This is a genomic window from Psychrobacter sp. TWP2-1-2 (genome assembly GCF_049896785.1).
In the GTDB taxonomy this organism is placed as follows: Bacteria; Pseudomonadota; Gammaproteobacteria; order Pseudomonadales; family Moraxellaceae; genus Psychrobacter.
The window spans coordinates 20,812-38,610 of the sequence record NZ_JAFCVA010000006.1; the positions used below are offsets into that span (position 1 = coordinate 20,812).

Genomic DNA, 17,799 nt, shown 5'->3' on the forward strand with positions numbered 1-17,799 from the left:
ACTGAGATTGACTGAGGCGTTACTCGTCAGCGTTGAGCAGGTCGTCGTTAGACATCACTTATGGCGAAATTTGAACCTCGCAACAAGTCAAACCTAAGCAATAATGATGCAATGGAAAAACTGAGCTAAATTATACCGATTTGGCTCAAAAAAAACACAGATATTTGCATCAGTAAGTCAGGATTTTGGTCTTAAACGCTAAAAGTTGTTACAAAGTTTAAAATAGCAGTAAACACCATTCGACTTAATGAAACATCATTTAATTCAATAACTAACAAGGCTCTACAGGCAAATGATAATTTTGCTTAGCAGCACAGGTGCATACTGTAACGTATTTCAGAACGTAATGGGTAAGCAATTGAGAATCAATCGTGAATTATACGGTCAATTTTGCAAATCATGCCATCTTGGTTGATATTGTGCATCAATCAAGCGTCATGCTCTGTAAACTTAAGCCAGATGCTTTATAATAAAGCCACTATATATACATCTTAAGATAAACCCCTTGTTTTAGTTTGTGTTAATAATTATCTATATCTAATGCTTGCCTATTTTAGCCGCATTCTACTCTAACAAAAACTGTCCTTCACTGGAGAAACTATGTCACAGCAACCAGCAACGTCTGACAGCAACGTCAGCCGTGAAGAAATCCTAGAAGTTGCCAACCTTGCACGTTTGGGTGTCGATGAAAGCACAGCCGATAGCTATGCCGACGATATTAGTAAAGTATTAAAACTTATGAATACGCTATCTAACGTGGATACTACAGGCATCAAACCCTTAGCAAACATTCATGAAGCTTGCCAAGAATTGCGGGCTGATGTGGCCAAACACGATATCAACCGCGCGCGCAATCAGTCAGTCGCCCCAGCTGTTGAAGATGGCTTATATTTGGTTCCACAAGTGATTGAATAAGCAGCGCGCTGCTTTAACCGCTACTCTATTTTACTTTATGCTATTCACATTTTGACGGACGACACCTTATGTCAGAACTTCATTTATTAAGTACCCAGCAGCTTATTACGGGCTTGCAAGACAAACAATTTAGCAGCCTTGAGCTGACAGAACACTACATCAAACGTATAGACGCGCTAGACAATAAGATTAACAGCTTTATCACTCATACTTCTGAGACAGCACGCGCGCAAGCAAAGGCAGCTGACGAGATGCGCGCGCAAGGTGACAAACGTCCATTACTTGGCGTACCGATGGCTCACAAAGACATCTTTTGTACTCAAGGTGTACTGACGACTTGTGGCTCTAAGATGCTGCATAACTTTATCTCACCTTATGATGCTACCATCGTTTCTAACATCGACAAAGCGGGCATGATTAGTTTAGGTAAGCTCAATATGGATGAGTTTGCGATGGGCTCAGACAATAGCAGCTCATACTACGGCACGGTACAGAACCCTTGGAATCTAGAGCGCGTCCCCGGTGGTTCATCAGGTGGTAGTGCTGCCGCCGTTGCCGCAGGTTTTGTCCCAGTCGCAACGGGTAGTGACACTGGTGGCTCTATTCGCCAGCCTGCCTCATTTTGTGGTTTAACCGGTATCAAGCCAACCTATGGCCGAGTATCACGCTTTGGTATGATTGCCTATGCCTCAAGTCTGGATCAAGCTGGTAGCATGGGACGCAGCGCTAAAGATTGTGCCTATCTGCTACAGCCAATGATTGGTCACGATCCACGCGATGCGACTTCTATCAAATACGATATGCCTGACTACGTACAAGACATCAATGATGCTGAAGCCGCGGCTGGTGATAAGCCATTTTCTGGCTTGCGCATTGGTGTGGCAAAAGAATACTTTAGTGCTGGATTAGACGCTGAGGTAGAAACGGCCGTACGTGCTGCTCTGAAAAAATATGAAGAGCTAGGTGCGACGATTGTGGAGGTGAATATCACTGACCCTGAGATTACCCTTGCCACTTACTACATGCTCGCCCCTGCCGAAGCATCATCAAACCTGTCACGCTTCGATGGTGTACGTTTTGGCTATCGCTGTGAGAATCCAACCGATCTGCTAGATCTATACACGCGCTCACGCTCTGAAGGCTTTGGTCCTGAAGTACAGCGCCGTATTTTGACAGGTACTTATGCACTTTCGGCAGGTTACTTCGATGCGTACTATACTAAAGCACAAAAAATCCGCCGCTTAATCGTCAAAGACTTCGATGAAGCCTTTACTAGCTGTGATGTGATTGCTAGCCCAACAGCACCAACCGCTGCTTACAAGCTTACTGACAACCTTGATCCTGCGACCATGTACTTGGGTGACGTTTATACTATCGCGGTCAACTTAGCGGGTCTACCTGCACTCAGTCAGCCAGTTGGTCTAACCTCAGAAGGTTTGCCTGTTGGCTTACAATTAATCGGTAAACATTGGCAAGAGAGCCAATTGCTCACGACTGCTCACTTATTCCAGCAGCATACCGACCATCATTTACAACAATCTGCCATCGCAAAGGAGACGGTATAATGAGTACAGCTACTACTGATAACAATGCCGTGCGCGAGCATGCCGTGCGTAAAGAGCTTTTCGTCGATGGTTATGAAGTGGTCATCGGCATTGAGATTCACTGCCAGCTAAATACGGAAAGTAAGATATTTTCAAGTGCGCCGACTGACTTCGGTCATGAGCCAAACAGCCAAGCTAGCATCGTAGACTTAGGTCTGCCTGGCGTATTGCCAGTGCTCAATGCTAGCGTGGTCGATCGTGCCCTAAAATTCGGCATCGGCGTCAACGCTGAGTTGGGTCTATTTAATACGTTTGACCGTAAAAACTACTTCTATCCAGATTTGCCTAAAGGCTATCAAATCACTCAGATGGCCAACCCTATCGTTGGCGAAGGCTATATCGACGTGGTGGTCAATGAAGGGGAAAAGAACGAATATCCCAAACGTATGGGTATTACGCGTGCGCATTTAGAAGAAGATGCTGGCAAGTCAGTACACGACACCGTCGATGGTATGACTGGTGTGGATTTGAACCGTGCTGGTACGCCGCTAATCGAAATCGTCTCTGAGCCTGATATGCGCTCGGCTCATGAAGCACTTGCCTATATCAAAGCCATTCATCAGCTGGTCACGTGGCTTGGTATCTCAGACGCAGTGATGGCAGAAGGCTCATTCCGCTGTGATTGTAACGTCTCTATTCGTAAGCCTGGTGCAGAATTGGGTACGCGTACTGAGCTCAAAAACCTCAACTCGTTCCGTTTCATAGAGCGCGCCATCAATCGTGAAATCGAGCGTCAAATTGATATTTTAGAGGACGGTGGCAAAGTACTGCAGGCAACGATGCTTTATGATCCAGAGCGCGACGAAACTCGTGTAATGCGTACCAAAGAAGACGCCAACGATTATCGTTACTTCCCTGACCCTGACTTGCTACCTGTGCGTATCGAACAGCATACGGTTGATAGCATTCGTGCAGCAATGCCTGAGCTACCCGTTGCTCGTCGTGCGCGTTTTGAAAAAGCGCTTGGTCTATCGGAATACGATGCTCGTATCTTGACTGGCAGTCGTCAAATTGCTGATTACTTTGAAGCTGTGGTCGCAGAAGTTGGGCAAGCAGATGCCAAAATGGCTGGCAACTGGGTCATGGGTGATTTGCTTGGTGCGCTAAATAAAGACGATAAAGAAATCACTGACTCCCCTATCAGCGCCAAGCAATTGGCTGGCATGCTCAAACGTATCAAAGACGACACGCTATCTGGTAAATTGGCTAAGAAAGTTTTTAGTGCTCTATACGAGCGCGCGGGCGGCGACACAGATGATGCAGCAGATAAGATCATCGAAGACAAAGGTCTTAAGCAAGAAACGGACACTGGTGCTATCAAGGCCATGGTAGAAGAAGTCATCGCGAAAAATGAAGCAATGGTCGAAGAGTATCGCGGCGGTAAAGAAAAAGCCTTTAATGGTCTGGTCGGTCAAGTCATGAAAGCCAGTCGCGGTAGTGCTAATCCGCAGCAAGTGAACCAAATCTTAAAAGAGCTTTTGGGTTAAGGTGAATGGCGATACGTGGAGTTGCGCAGTAGACCTTGAGCAAAATAAATAGCTCTTGCAATATGCGTAATTTTGCGTAAAATAGTCAGTCATTCGGGGCGTAGCGCAGTCTGGTAGCGCACTACACTGGGGGTGTAGTGGTCGCAGGTTCAAATCCTGCCGTTCCGACCAAACATAGTAGTAAAGAAAAAAGCCAATCATTGTTTTCAATGGTTGGCTTTTTTTTGATTAAAATTTGGGCAATGCCTTACAGTTGTTACTTTTAGTAGGTGTAGGTATGACATTTAAATTACTTTGATGACAAATCTACAGATTACTAGCCCCTGCACAGACATCTTTGTTCAAAACCACTGTTTCTACCAAATTATCCTGATTGTCATAACTAGATAGCTTAACCACAACATTATTAGCAGCTTGGTATTTTGCGCCATAAAAATCATTACAAAGCTCAGTCATACCCGACTCTTGGAAACTAGGCTCCATGTTCTTAAAAGCGAGTGAGCTTGAGTATAGGTCGACATGCCAGCTCATCAAGTGATTTTTACCACCCAATTTAAAATCAGGTTGCTCATTTTTAATCTTTTTATTAAACATATGATCCATTAAGTCAAAAAAAGTAGACGCGGCTTCTAAGTCTACGTAACGGTAGTTTTCATCTACGACCTCAAACTCTTTAAAATACTTATCCATAGCATCAAAAGCACTGGCACTGGCACTGGCACTGGCATTGGCATTGGCATTGGTAGCGAATGTAACACCCATCAGAACAGCAGTAACTAGCCATGCTTTCATAATATATTACCTCTCATAACGATCATCTTTATCTATTCAAACAATTCAAACTGTTGCTTGATTTTATTATACATATAATTACTTTTTTCATCAAAACTTGATTTTCCATTACTCTCATTACCAATATGGCCTAGTTTCACAATTTATTTCCTCAATTTTATACTTGATAGCAGCAATACAGTATTTGTCTTCACTCACATACTCCCTACTCTCATAATTAGAAGTTTCTTTTTTATTAAATAGAGTGCACCTTCGAACCTTGTCATAGTTTAAGCTGTCATTAACCACCATAACATGATTAATTGCTTACTGAATATCTTGTGAAATATGCTCTTAGGGCAAAGTAGGTTTCTGTGCCATAGTCAAAGTTGCGCCCATAGACGCACAGGCAGTGGACTTATCATGCATGAAATATTTTACAGATGCTTATTTATCATAGATTATCATCTTAGTATTAATAGTAAGGCATTATCGAGCAACAATATTTGGCTTGATACAAGTTATGGATAGAATATCTTGTTATTTTCAGGCATTAGCCGACAAGTGGTCACAACATTAACATAATACGATTGACCATAGACTTTTGGCAAGCAAGCAGCTAGGGTAAATGCTACACCTTTACACTGGTTTATCCTATGTCAGAGCCTATCGCTCAGCCCCTCTCGAATTACCTTATAGTTGACGCACCTTGGGACGTATACCAGCGACCTTATGTGCGTGATTTGGCTTATGCGCTGGCTTGTCCTAACGTCTTGACACAGTGGATAGACTTTGCACCGCATGAGAATACACATGCGATTTCAGTGCATAATGCCAGCTTTTGGCAGGCGCAGTTTGCAGCGTATAAGCAGCGTTTAGAAGAGCTAGATAGCACCAATGCTTATCAGGCGCTGACTCGCTATTTACTCAAGTGCCCAAGTCCCAATCGACTGGGTTTTCACTTTGAAGGGTTACTGTCCTTTTGGCTAGCAGATGGCTTTGCGCGCAAGCTACATCCGTATGAAACGCTAGCCAGTAACGTCCAGTTGTATAACGGTAAGCAGACGACTGGTGAGCTGGATTTAATCTTATATAATCATGGAGAAAATCTGGTCGAGCATTGGGAATTGGCGATTAAGTTTTTTATGGGATCAGCGCCGTTTGCTCCTGAGAACTGGGTTGGTATTAATTCCAAGGACAATCTACAGCGTAAAATGACCCATATGCAAACCAAACAGTTTCGTACGGTTTGGGTGGATACGGAGAAACACGGACAGGTTAAAATCGATAAGCGTTATGGCGTGATTAAAGGGCGATTCTTTTTGCCAATCAACACCACTAACTTTAATTATCCATCTTGGTTAGTACCAAGCTTTCCGATGCACGAATGGTGTGATAAAGATGATAAGCTTAATCTTGCGAAGATTGATATAAGGGCATTACGAACCGCCCATTATATCGAATGGTTTACTAGGCGCGACTGTTATGATGGACGACAGCCGCAGGTAGCTTGGTCAAACGACGCACTGCCTACGACAGGACTATACTTCGAAGGTCATAGTCCGATCGTCATTTATCCTGAACAGCGCGACAAAACGTATGACAAATTTTAGTAACGTCCACCGCATTATATGCACATCGACGCTTTAGCCATCTGCTTTATTAATGCAATGCAATGAATCAAGCTACCAAGCATAGCGTCCATACAAGCTAATCTCACTGCGTTTGGCTTTTTCTGAATCGAAACTGTCAGTCAGCAATTTGATGCCAGCATAACGACTGTCTACAGCGAGACCCAATGCTTGCGTTTGCGGCTCTATCAAGCCCGTCACCGTAATGGGAAAAGCGTCATTGGACGTTTGATAGCCTGCGGATAATTGATATAAGTCTTGAATGTCATTCACTTGACCATGTAGACCGAGCTGCCATTGACTGTCTAGCTGATGCTGAAGGCTACCTTCAACTCGCCATGGCAATGTCTGTGTGACATCGTCAGTGCTAAGCTGCCCTTCAATCGTATAGAGAGGTCTGCCGTTGACGTCATAATCCAACGCATAACGAGTGCTTGGCATGTCTTTCCAATGCATGCGTCCAAGGATATCGTAGCCGCGCAGAGATAACTGCGTGCTATCAGACAACTGACCTGTGAGCTGCAAATCGAGCGAATAACCATATCCCGAAGGTTTCGCGGGGTTCCAGTCTAAATTTTCTTCCCCTAAGGCTGGTTCATCATAGTAATAATCGATGTAAGCGTTGGTTTTATCCAAACTGTCTCGTATGTCTGTCACCTCATTATTTGGTAACACTCTGGTGCTTAAATCGCCAACTATCTTACCTTCTAATGCATGCAGTCCTTGCCAGAGATTGGCCCGAGTCGTCAATTGCCAGTTAGGCATGAGCTGCTGCGTCAGGCCAATATTAGCACCGAATCTTTCATTGTGCTTGGCTTCCAAAAATAACGGATAAGTTTGACTGGTACTTGAGGGCTGTTTATTTTCATACTGCCAATAAATTTCGGCAGTCTCTTTGCTAAACGTCATTAAATAATCATAACGCCAACCTAGACCGTAGCTAATCGCACTGCCCGCAGGACGAATCTCAAGCGACGTCCGACCTTGGGCATAAGCATGATCTCCGGAATCTAAAGGAGCATTCCAATCATCTAAAAATGCTGAGATAGGCTGTGTTGGACTATGAGCCGTTGCCATCAGACTCCACTCTATCTGCGCGTTTGACTGAGCAATATGACTGTCTAGCAACCCTGTCGCTTGGGGGTAGAAGTAAAAATTCGTGTCAGCAGCTGGTATATCTGCACTATCAGCAACCGCAGCGCTGGATATCATCATAGCGGCAATCGCTGGCGTAGTGATTAACTTGGTACGGCTGTATAAATGCAATGCTAAGCTTTTAGGTAAAAAATCATAGAGACTTGAAACGTTATATGGCATAAATTTCTCACGTTTATTAGAGAGCATAAAAAAGAGACAGGAATCTGTCTCTTTTTTTTGTTGCTATACCTCAATCGCTACTAACAACGTTTGAGAGTCGATGTGACACATGATTTGATTATAAAATAATTAAACTATTATCAGTAAACTTGGCAGTAACTTTGCCATCATTATCCATTAAATCACCGTAGTCTTTACCGTTAACCATGATATCGCCGAGCTTACCCATTTTATCTTTAATAAAATCACCATTGGCATCAACATTTAACTTGATCGACGCTTTATTTTGCTCAACGGTAAACTGGGTGCTAACCACATCATAGTTATTATCTAAGCTTGACTTACCGGTTACAAATAGCTTCTTGCCCTCTACGCTAGCAGTCAGACCTTGTAGCTCAATAACATTACGAGCAGTACGTTTAAGATTGGCTTGGAAATCAAGCGGAATCGTCGTTGTACTCTCTTTCGTTACCTTGCCTTTAATCGCCAATACTATTTCCATACCTACGTATTTATTGGCGGCCTCTTCGATATCACCGACTTCATCGATTATGATAAATTTCTTTATATCAGCGTCATTGGCAGTCGCGTTCAGTGTAATCTCTACATCAGTCATCGGTTTTTGCTTGGTCATCTTGCCCGTTATAGCAAACTTATAAGGGATTGTTCTAACCACCAGACTGTTATCTGCTAGCTTTCTGCTGACATCCAGTGCGGCAAATTCAAAATCTTTTGCTTCAATCACGCTATCATTAGCCGTCAACTTCAGGCTGCTTAATTTGATGACTGCCTTTTCTAGCGTGATGCCTTCTTTATTTGCATAATTAATATCAAACTCATCATTGACCACGACTTTATCACTGAATTGACCACTGACTGTTGCGCCTTTAGTACTTGAGTTGAGGGTAACGGTATCAGTGCCAGTGCCAGTGCCAGTGCCAATGTTAATACTCTTGAAGCCCAAACTACCGTTAAAGTTATCTGTACTGGTGTTTGAGCTTAACGCATCTTCATAACCATCAAACACTACGGTGAAAACGTCTTTGTTATCAATAACAGGGTCATACAAACCTGTTTGCGGGTTATACACATAATCGTATTCTTCAACATCTACTTTGGTTGTACCATTCAAGGTAAACTTACCGTCAGTACTTAGCGTTGCGACAAAACCATTTTCGGGCGTTAAAGTGATATTGCCTAATGCGACCTCAAATTTTGCATCATTGGCTAATGCTAAGATATCAGCTGCCGTGAGCTGTGATACATCATTCTCTTCCATATAGTATTTTAGATCACTTGGGATATCGAAGGTATAACCCAGACGCGTATCTTGCTTTTCTGTAAGGATATCACTTACATCTTCGTAAGCATCTGTAACCGCTTTATTGTCACTGACAAATAACTTGGCGGTACGAATCATCTCTTTCGCTTGCTCGATCTCAGACAAACTATTATCGACAGGCGGCTTAACTGGCACATCTGGCGTATTAGTACCATTACCAGAAGAGCTACTATTATTGTCATCACCACAGCCTGCTAACGCTAACGTGCTGGCTAACGCTAATGCGCTCAATTTAAAAAATTTCATAACACAGTCCTTTATAGAGTAATTTTGAAAACGAGAAGCACCAAAATCTTTATCTAATTAAGCAAATAATGCCTTAATTCTCAAAAGCACTTCTTAATTTAGAAAACTTAAGTTTGTTTTAAAATAGTAATACTCTTATTTAAACAACTTATCTATAAAGTAAACGGATATAACAGCAATGTTACACAAAAAAATAAATGCCGTTGTTGCGACTAATCTTGACTGTCTACCAAGGACACTTTATCAATAATTTTCAATCACTTGCATCAGCTCGTACCTGAGCATATCTGCGCTTGGCATGCGCTCAGCGTGAAAGCGCACAATAGCAATACCGGCACTAGCAAGGGCTTTGTCTTTTTTGTCATCCGCCTTTTGACGCGCTTTACTCGTGTGTGTCCAATCATCAAGCTCGATAGCAACCAGCGTGGTCTGCGCATCAATATCCACAATCACATAATCGACGCTTTGACGGCAGATACGATTGAACCAAAAGCTACGCTCGGACGCCTCACTGCTATTGCCTTCGATAATGCGTGACAGTTGAACTTGGACGAAAATATAATATTCCGGCAACGCACTTTTTAGCTTATTAAAGAAAATGACTTCCGTATCCGTCATAATCGGCATCGGCGCAAACGGCCAAATAGCCAACTCATCGCCGCGTACTGGCTTTGGATCAGGCTCAACAACTGGGGGTTTTTTCAACAGCTTTGGTACGGTAATCAGCCCTAAAAATCCAACGGCCAATATTAAAAACATAACACCAAATGACATGGTTTTACCTTATACATGATTAAGGCAGCCAAATATGTATGACGACTTCCATAAAGTGATATACATACTCAACTGCGACAGGGCAGCCCTTATAGGCTGACCCGTTATACAGAAAAAATCAGGGGCAGTCGGCGCACATCGTAGCTAAGCTTGCGCCAATCAGCAAACACTAAAACAAAAAACACGACAATAAATGTCGTGTTTGAATAAAAATCAGATAAAACAATAAAATCTAACCAAGACTCTGCTGTTTATTTAGCAATAACAGTCATCTGATTATAGTGATTTTCACACTATTTTAGCGCCAGTATAAAACCCAAGCACTGGTCGTATTGACCTTAGGATCACTATTAATTTTATCTTTTAACGCTAACGCTGCCACTTTACCGCGCTCAGGACCGACGATGACGCGAACCCCACGGCTGGTAGGGCTGGTCTTAACTTGGTAGCCTGCGGATTTAAATTTCTTTGCCAGCTCATCCGCTTTGGCTTGATCGTTTGCCAATGCTACTTGCACCCCAAAGCTGCCTTTGGCGTCGGTTTCTTTGACTTCTTTACGGGCTTCGCTGAGTTTTTGCTGTGCTTCACGCTTAGCATCCGCTGATTTTTTGGCTAAAGCCTCTTCTTTCTGACGCTTGTCTTCACGTGCCTGCTCAGCCGCTGCCGCTTCACGTGCTAATCGCTCCACTTGCTTACGTGATGGAATGGTGATGTTTTGATCCAGTTGTAGCGATGCCGAGGGTGACAGATTATTCGCTTGTGCCAATACTTCTACTGGCATATTGTATTGCCGCGCCAGCTTAATCAGCCCATCTCCTCTTTTAACTTGATAATCAGAAGGCGATTTTGGTGGCTCATTTTTAGCCGCTTCGGCTGCCGCTTGTTTTTTCTCAGCCGCAGCATCCGCTTGTTTCTTAATTTCCGCTTGTCTTTTTGCTTCCGCTTCTTTTTTACTGTCTGCTAGTTTCTTGGCGGCAGCCTGCTCTTTAATCGCCGCTTGCCTTTGAGCTTCTTGTTGCGCTTGGGCAGCTTTTTGCTGGTTGCCAGTGTTTGTCTCACTTTCAGCTGACGCAGCAGCGCTAGTCTTTTTTATTGGCGTTGTAGCGTCATTTTTTTCCGCGTCGGATTTGGATTTGTCACTCTCTTCAGCAGCTGCTGCACTACTGGCCATATACTGCTGACTTTCTGCACGGGCTTTTGCTAATGCTTCCGCCTCAGCGGCTTCTTGTTCAGTTAAGAACTGATGGGCACGTTTTTCTTGTTCAGCAACACGAGCAGCGCGCTCTTTTTGTTTTTCTGCCAGGATACGTTTTTCAGTCTCGATATCCGTCGTCAGCGGCTGAGGAGACTCTTGCTCAGGGCTTGGCTTATCTACCATTGCTGACGCTGGTTGTGGTTCATTACTATCACCAATCTGTTGCACCATGGCGTATAGCATCACGCTACCGCCGATAATCATCCCAATGCCCAATAAGGCTTGTCTCGAAAAGTTCATCCGTTTACGTCTCTTAGTTGGTAATAAGGTTGATTGAGCGGCGCAACTGTCGTCTCAAAACTGTGTTTAGATAGTTTTAATAGCCTTGATAGGTGTCATTGCCACCAGTTGCGTCCATCCGTTTTTAAATGTTATGCCAAGCGTTTAATGCCATTATAGAGCAACTTGCCAAATCACTTTGATTATAAAGCATATTTTTCATACTGTCTGCCATCATGCTACTGCTAAGATTAACATTAAATAAGCACCATTTTAATGTTAATTATCAACCGCAAGTGCTGCCAGTGCCTCGCCGATCGTGTGAAAGGAGCCACATACCACGATAAGGTCTTGCGGCTGACTGGCATTGATAACCGCATCGGTCGCTTCTGATAAACGTTTAAATTCGTGTATTTGAGCATCATCGACATAGCTCGATAAGATACCTTGCAAGTGCTCGGTGCTCGCGGCACGTGGATAATCAATCTCAGCGATATACCAATCGCTAATCGGTAAGCCCGCTATCGTCAAATGCTGCACGACTTTGTTGATATCTTTATCACCCAACATAGAAAATAGCATTTTAATGCTGGCAGGTCTGCGTTCAGCTTGGTTTTTTTGGCTGCTGTTTTGACTACTACTTTGATTGAGAGCATCAAAGCTATTTTGATTGGCTAGATGCTGTTGCCAAAGCGGTAATAATTGCGCCAATAAAAACTCAACGCCTTGCTCGTTATGCGCGACATCAAACAGCCAATGGCGATTGTGGGTCTCACGATAATCAAAGCGACCAGCGAGCCTGACCGTTTGTAATGCTTGCTCGATAGCAGTGCTATCGACATTTAACGAACTTGCGAGCACTGCTGATAACGCAGTGGCATTATTGGTCAATGACAGTGCTGGGCGCGGTAACTGCATGGTGACCGCAGCATTGCTATATTGCCAAGCGCTTGCATCCACTTCACGATAATCAAAGTCTTGCCCAACTTGATAACAAGTTGCTTGATGCTTATCAATCGCTTGCTGCACACTGACTGGCATCGCGGTAGCACCATAAACCACGCTGATACCATCACGTAAGATACCTGCTTTCTCACGGCCAATATCTTCAACATTGTCACCTAACCAATCGACATGATCGATGGCGATATTGGTAATCACTGCCATATCAGGATCAATGATATTGACCACATCTAAGCGCCCACCCAGCCCGACTTCCAACACCCAGACATCACAGTCCGCTTCAGCAAATATTAATAATGCAGCAAGTGTGGTCATCTCAAAAAATGATAAGGTCAGCTCACACGTTAATCGCGCTGCTTCTACCTTGCTAAAGGCTTCAATTAACGTCTCGTCACTGACCATCTCGCCATTGATACGCACGCGCTCATTAAATACACTTAGATGCGGTGATTGATACAGAGCCGTTTTATAACCTGCTGCTTGGCACATCTGCGCGATGACAGCCGTCGTTGAGCCTTTACCATTGGTGCCCGCCACCGTAAATACATAAGCATCGTCTTTGGCTGACTGTACCACGCCTAACGCCTCGGCAACTGGCAAAACTCGCGACAACCCCATGTCTATTGCCGATACATGAATCTGCTGCATATAATCGAGCCATTCGGTCAAACTAGAATGCTTGTTGGGAGTGTTAGGGTTAAAAAGTAGAGAGTCGGACATGGACACAGCCTATATTGAAATATTTGAATAAAAAATGGTCAATGAGAAAGCATTCATTAAGAAAGTACAGACAGTATATAACTACCTGTCCAAAAAGCAAAAATAGCATTTACCGCTGTTGACGATAAATGCTATTGATTGATCTTACTTAGTCAGCAAAATTGAGCATGCTACTAAGCATAAGTCCTGTGGAATATTAAACTCAGTTATCCATTAGTCAAGCCGATGAGCAAGTTAGGCATCAACATTAGGAATGCGGCTTAACTTTGCCAGCAGACGGTAAATGGTATCAATTAATTGATGACGATGTACCACTTCATCGACCACACCATGTTCTAACAAGAACTCGGCACGCTGGAACGGCTCTTCTAGCGTCTCACGAACCGTTTGCTCAATCACGCGCTTACCAGCAAAGCCAATCATGGCTTTTGGTTCTGCTAAATGAATATCACCTAACATAGCGAGCGACGCAGTCACACCGCCATAAACAGGATTGGTCAATATCACGATATACGGTACGCCAGCAATTCTCAAACGCTCAATCGCTGCGGCAGTACGAGCCATCTGCATCAAGGACAGTAAACCTTCTTGCATACGTGCGCCGCCAGAGGCAGCAAAGCAAACTAAGGGCACTTTATCTTTAAGGGCTTTCTCAGCCGCCTCTACGAAACGGTCACCAACTACAGAGCCCATAGAACCGCCCATAAAGCGGAAATCAAAGGCACAAGTAACGATATCAAGATTGCGCAATTTACCGTACATCACAATCAGCGCCTCAGACTCGCCGGTTTTGTCCTGTGCTTCGGTCATACGCTGCGGATACGGCTTACTATCCACAAACCTTAGCGGATCTTTGGCAGTAAATTGTTGTCCAAGCTCACCGTCTACTTGATCGAGCAACCAGTTTAAGCGCTCACGAGCACTCATCGGTAAATGATGATCACAATGCGGGCAAACATAGCAGTTAAAAATCAGCGCCGTATTGGTAATCATCGAATGACAATTACTGCACTTGGTTGACGGTTCCGTCTCTACTGCTGTCAAAGGCGCTGTCAGTTGCTGTTTAATACCCGGTATCGGGCGATTAAACCACGATTGCCCAGCAGTATTACCGTTTGGCTCAGCGTTACTTTTTTCAGTATGGTTCAGAGTCGTCATATCAGGTTTTATTATCGTATCAGTCATATTATTCGCCATTATCAAAGGCTTATCGACAAGCTGGCTCATTCGCTTGTCCCTAAGAATCCATTTATAAGAATCAGTTTAATCGTCACATATCCCCATAACTTTCGCAGTTATAAAGCGCAGTTATAAGGCACGCTTACGTGAAACTGTAACAATTTATATGTGATGTTAGTTTACACACGTAAACTAACTTTAGCAAAGTCATTTAACCCTGTCTTTATAAACATTGTTATTCATATTGCCATGACGATTTAAGTGACGATAATTTAACTTTGTTTAACTCAGACACTTAAACTATCAAGTGCACCGCGTAGCTCATCCATTTTTGCCATGATTATTTGCTGAGCGGCGGCAACCGCAGTGCTATCATTGGCATCTATATCAGCAAAATTTTGAACCAAGGCACTACCGACAATAATACCATCCGCATGTGCTCCAATCGCTTTAGCAGAAGCCGCATCACGAATACCAAAACCCACACATACTGGCAAATCAGTCGCTGCTTTAATCGCTTGCACTTGAGTCGCAACATCATCAGTATCAAGCGTTGCCGAACCTGTCACGCCTTTTAATGACACATAATAAATATAACCACCGCAATGAGTCAATACTTGCTCACGGCGCTCAGGTAAAGTGGTTGGTGACAATAAGAAAATCTCGTTCATCGCATGGTCAGTCAAATGCTGGGTAAAACTGCCTGCCTCGCTTGGCGGCAAATCAACCATCAAAATACCATCGACACCTGACTGCTCACATAGCGCGACAAAGTTGTCATAGCCGATGATTTCCACGGGATTTAGATAACCCATCAAAGTAATGGGGGTCTGCGTGTCTTGCTGACGAAACTCTGCCACCATTTTTAGCGCGTCACGAGTGCTCGTCCCTGCTGCCAATGCACGCTCACCAGCCAATGCAACCACAGGACCATCTGCCATTGGATCAGAGAACGGCAAGCCGACTTCGATCATATCTGCGCCATGCTTGACCAAGTCGTGCAATAAACCGACGGTAGTCTCTGGGTTTGGATCGCCTGCCATCACGTAAGGAATCAGGGCTTTTTTATTTTGTGCTTTTAAGGTTTCAAAAGTGCTTTCAATTCTGGTCATAGTGTTCTCTTGATTATTATAAACTGGCCTAGTTAACCCTTTATTTAAGAATCAATATTAAACAAAGGGTGTTAAGCAATTTTTCTTATAATGGATAAATCGTAAAATAGCTTATAAAAATAGAGGCCACTACAACTCAATCCCTTCCGCCTTCATCACTGAATGCAAGTCTTTATCGCCACGACCAGACATATTAACGATAATGGTTTGATCAGGGGTCATCGTCTTAGCTAGCTTCAATGCATAAGCAACGGCATGCGCAGATTCGAGCGCAGGGATAATACCTTCTTTACGCGTCACTTCATGGAAGCCTTCTAGCGATTCTTTATCGGTACAACCGACATATTCAACACGCTTCATGTCTTTTAAGAAGCTGTGCTCAGGACCAACGCCAGGATAATCAAGACCCGCTGAAATAGAATGCGTTTCTTGAATTTGACCTTCATCATCGGCCATCAAATAGGTACGGTTGCCATGCAGTACACCGATACGACCAGCAGCCAATGGTGCTGAATGACGACCCGTTTCGATACCGTCACCCGTTGCTTCAACGCCATACATTTTAACGTCAGTATCATTTAAGAAGTCAAAAAACAGACCAATGGCGTTCGAGCCACCGCCAACGCAAGCGACCAAGGCATCAGGCAATTTACCCGTCATTTGCAAATGCTGGATACGTGCCTCTTTACCAATAATCGCTTGGAAATCGCGTACTAAGAGAGGATAAGGATGCGGACCAGCAACTGTGCCAATGATGTAATACGTGCTATCCACATTGGTAACCCAATCTCGCATCGCTTCGTTCATGGCATCTTTTAGGGTACGTGAACCAGAAGTCACTGGCACAACCGTTGCACCGAGCAAACGCATACGATAGACGTTCATCTTTTGGCGCTCGACATCATCCGCACCCATATAGACGATACACTCAAGCCCTAAGCGCGCGGCGATTGTCGCCGTCGCTACGCCATGCTGACCTGCTCCAGTTTCCGCAATAATGCGTTTTTTACCACTCATTTTGGCAAGTAGTGCTTGTCCAATGGTGTTGTTCACTTTATGCGCGCCAGTATGATTCAGGTCTTCGCGTTTGAAATAAATTTGCGCACCGCCAATCTCATCGCTCAATCGCTTAGCATGATATAAAGGCGTTGGGCGGCCGACATAGTTGACCAAATCATTGTGATATTCTTCCCAAAACGCAGGGTCTTTTTTGACTGTGTTATATAACGTTTCTAGCTCTTCTAGTGCTGCCATCAAGGTTTCAGAGACAAAGCGACCGCCATGCACGCCGAAATGTCCACGGGCATCAGGATATTGATTGAAATCTTGCACGTTCTCTGGATTGGTGAAGGTATTGATAGCTTTAGCAGTAGCCGATACATCTTTGCTTGCGACATGACTCATGATAATTCCTACTATAATAAGTGGTATTTTTTAAGATAAATAAGGGGGAAATTTTTCCAAGTAATTAGCTATTTAACGGATAAAAATTCACGGGTAAAAAACTAGTTACTGATATTCGAAGGTTCGCCAAGCGTCTCATTTTGCCATCGGTCGCGTTTTACCGCTTTCATAAAGGCACGCATTTTGGCAGCGTCTTTTTTGCCTTTGTCAGACTCAATCCCACCGCTGACATCGACCGCATAAATAGGCAAATCTAAAGTGGCAGCGACATTATCGGCATCCAGTCCGCCCGCTAAAATAATAGGTAGCGAGCTGTCTTGCGGTAGCAGACCCCAATCAAAACGTGCCCCTGTGCCGCCATATTTATGGGGATGGTAAGCATCCAATAAGATACTGTTCGCGCCAGCGGCGGCAAACTCATTAATCTCGGCGCTTACGCTAGCGGCAGTGTGTTGGTCAGCATTGATACGCAGCGCTTTTATCCAGCGTTTATTGACCGCACTGGCCAGCTGCGCACATTGCTCTGGTGTTTCATCACCATGGAATTGAATGATATCAAAAGCAACCTGATTCGCTAATTCTATCAGCTCTGCGCGCGGCATATTCACCACTAGAGCCACTATACTTATAAAAGCTGGCAAAGACGCACTTAACGATTGCGCCTGCTCGATAGTAACAGCGCGTGGACTGGGCGGATAAAATACCAAGCCAACCGCATCAGCACCCAACTGGGCAGCAATTTTAATATCATTAGGCTGGGTAAATCCGCAAAACTTAACGTGCATGATGTGACCTTAGATATAACACTCAGTACGACATTATTAGACTGTCTTCGCTACATTGACGGAAGGTAAACGTCA

General features: G+C 44.0%; 14 protein-coding genes and 1 tRNA gene. 5 read left to right on the forward strand and 10 right to left on the reverse strand.

What is annotated here, in order from left to right; all coding sequences use genetic code 11:
- Positions 1 to 600 precede the first annotated feature (600 nt).
- The 4 genes from gatC (at position 601) to ACP7AE_RS07165 (ending at position 4,177) form a co-directional block, all read left to right on the forward strand.
- Positions 601 to 915: an Asp-tRNA(Asn)/Glu-tRNA(Gln) amidotransferase subunit GatC gene (gene gatC / locus ACP7AE_RS07150; RefSeq protein WP_045446594.1), complete on the forward strand. Its 315-nt coding sequence runs from the start codon at positions 601 to 603 to the stop codon at positions 913 to 915.
- Between the two features lie 68 nt (positions 916 to 983).
- Entirely contained in the window at positions 984 to 2,480 is a 1,497-nt protein-coding gene (gene gatA, locus ACP7AE_RS07155; protein ID WP_201540383.1) for an Asp-tRNA(Asn)/Glu-tRNA(Gln) amidotransferase subunit GatA, read from the forward strand.
- Positions 2,480 to 4,006 carry an Asp-tRNA(Asn)/Glu-tRNA(Gln) amidotransferase subunit GatB gene (gene gatB, locus ACP7AE_RS07160; RefSeq protein ID WP_426242164.1) on the forward strand — a complete coding sequence of 509 codons (1,527 nt, stop codon included), beginning with the start codon at positions 2,480 to 2,482 and terminating at the stop codon, positions 4,004 to 4,006. Before gatA ends, gatB begins: the two co-directional genes overlap by 1 nt.
- A 94-nt stretch (positions 4,007 to 4,100) precedes the next feature.
- Positions 4,101 to 4,177, forward strand: a tRNA-Pro gene (locus ACP7AE_RS07165).
- 135 nt (positions 4,178 to 4,312) lie between these two features.
- Here ACP7AE_RS07165 and ACP7AE_RS07170 read toward each other — a convergent pair.
- Positions 4,313 to 4,798, reverse strand: coding sequence for a hypothetical protein (locus tag ACP7AE_RS07170; RefSeq protein ID WP_426242166.1), 486 nt, complete (start codon positions 4,796 to 4,798; stop codon positions 4,313 to 4,315).
- A gap of 635 nt (positions 4,799 to 5,433) precedes the next feature.
- Here ACP7AE_RS07170 and ACP7AE_RS07175 point away from each other — a divergent pair.
- The gene (locus ACP7AE_RS07175) at positions 5,434 to 6,390 is read left to right on the forward strand and encodes a DUF1853 family protein (protein ID WP_426242168.1); all 957 of its coding nucleotides are present in this window, start codon (positions 5,434 to 5,436) and stop codon (positions 6,388 to 6,390) included.
- Between the two features lie 72 nt (positions 6,391 to 6,462).
- Here the strand turns inward: ACP7AE_RS07175 and ACP7AE_RS07180 are convergent, their stop codons facing one another.
- The 9 genes from ACP7AE_RS07180 to ACP7AE_RS07220 form a co-directional block, all read right to left on the reverse strand.
- On the reverse strand, positions 6,463 to 7,725 hold the full coding sequence (locus ACP7AE_RS07180; protein WP_426242170.1) for a hypothetical protein: 1,263 nt from the start codon (positions 7,723 to 7,725) through the stop codon (positions 6,463 to 6,465).
- Positions 7,726 to 7,843: 118 nt separating this feature from the next.
- Positions 7,844 to 9,313 (reverse strand): hypothetical protein, encoded by a 1,470-nt coding sequence (locus ACP7AE_RS07185; protein WP_426242172.1) that lies wholly within the window; start codon positions 9,311 to 9,313, stop codon positions 7,844 to 7,846.
- A 243-nt stretch (positions 9,314 to 9,556) separates the two neighbouring features.
- Positions 9,557 to 10,087: a DUF2726 domain-containing protein gene (locus ACP7AE_RS07190; RefSeq protein WP_426242174.1), complete on the reverse strand. Its 531-nt coding sequence runs from the start codon at positions 10,085 to 10,087 to the stop codon at positions 9,557 to 9,559.
- A 298-nt stretch (positions 10,088 to 10,385) separates the two neighbouring features.
- Positions 10,386 to 11,582 (reverse strand): SPOR and LysM peptidoglycan-binding domain-containing protein, encoded by a 1,197-nt coding sequence (locus ACP7AE_RS07195; protein ID WP_426242176.1) that lies wholly within the window; start codon positions 11,580 to 11,582, stop codon positions 10,386 to 10,388.
- Positions 11,583 to 11,840: 258 nt separating this feature from the next.
- A complete protein-coding gene (gene folC, locus ACP7AE_RS07200; RefSeq protein WP_426242178.1) occupies positions 11,841 to 13,244 on the reverse strand; it encodes a bifunctional tetrahydrofolate synthase/dihydrofolate synthase in 1,404 nt (467 codons plus the stop codon).
- 234 nt (positions 13,245 to 13,478) lie between these two features.
- Positions 13,479 to 14,441 carry an acetyl-CoA carboxylase, carboxyltransferase subunit beta gene (accD, locus tag ACP7AE_RS07205; protein WP_426242341.1) on the reverse strand — a complete coding sequence of 321 codons (963 nt, stop codon included), beginning with the start codon at positions 14,439 to 14,441 and terminating at the stop codon, positions 13,479 to 13,481.
- A gap of 269 nt (positions 14,442 to 14,710) precedes the next feature.
- Positions 14,711 to 15,535, reverse strand: coding sequence for a tryptophan synthase subunit alpha (gene trpA / locus ACP7AE_RS07210; RefSeq protein ID WP_426242180.1), 825 nt, complete (start codon positions 15,533 to 15,535; stop codon positions 14,711 to 14,713).
- Positions 15,536 to 15,664: 129 nt separating this feature from the next.
- Entirely contained in the window at positions 15,665 to 16,867 is a 1,203-nt protein-coding gene (gene trpB / locus ACP7AE_RS07215) for a tryptophan synthase subunit beta (RefSeq protein ID WP_173936725.1), read from the reverse strand.
- Positions 16,868 to 17,040: 173 nt separating this feature from the next.
- Positions 17,041 to 17,724, reverse strand: coding sequence for a phosphoribosylanthranilate isomerase (locus tag ACP7AE_RS07220; protein ID WP_426242182.1), 684 nt, complete (start codon positions 17,722 to 17,724; stop codon positions 17,041 to 17,043).
- Positions 17,725 to 17,799: the final 75 nt, after the last annotated feature.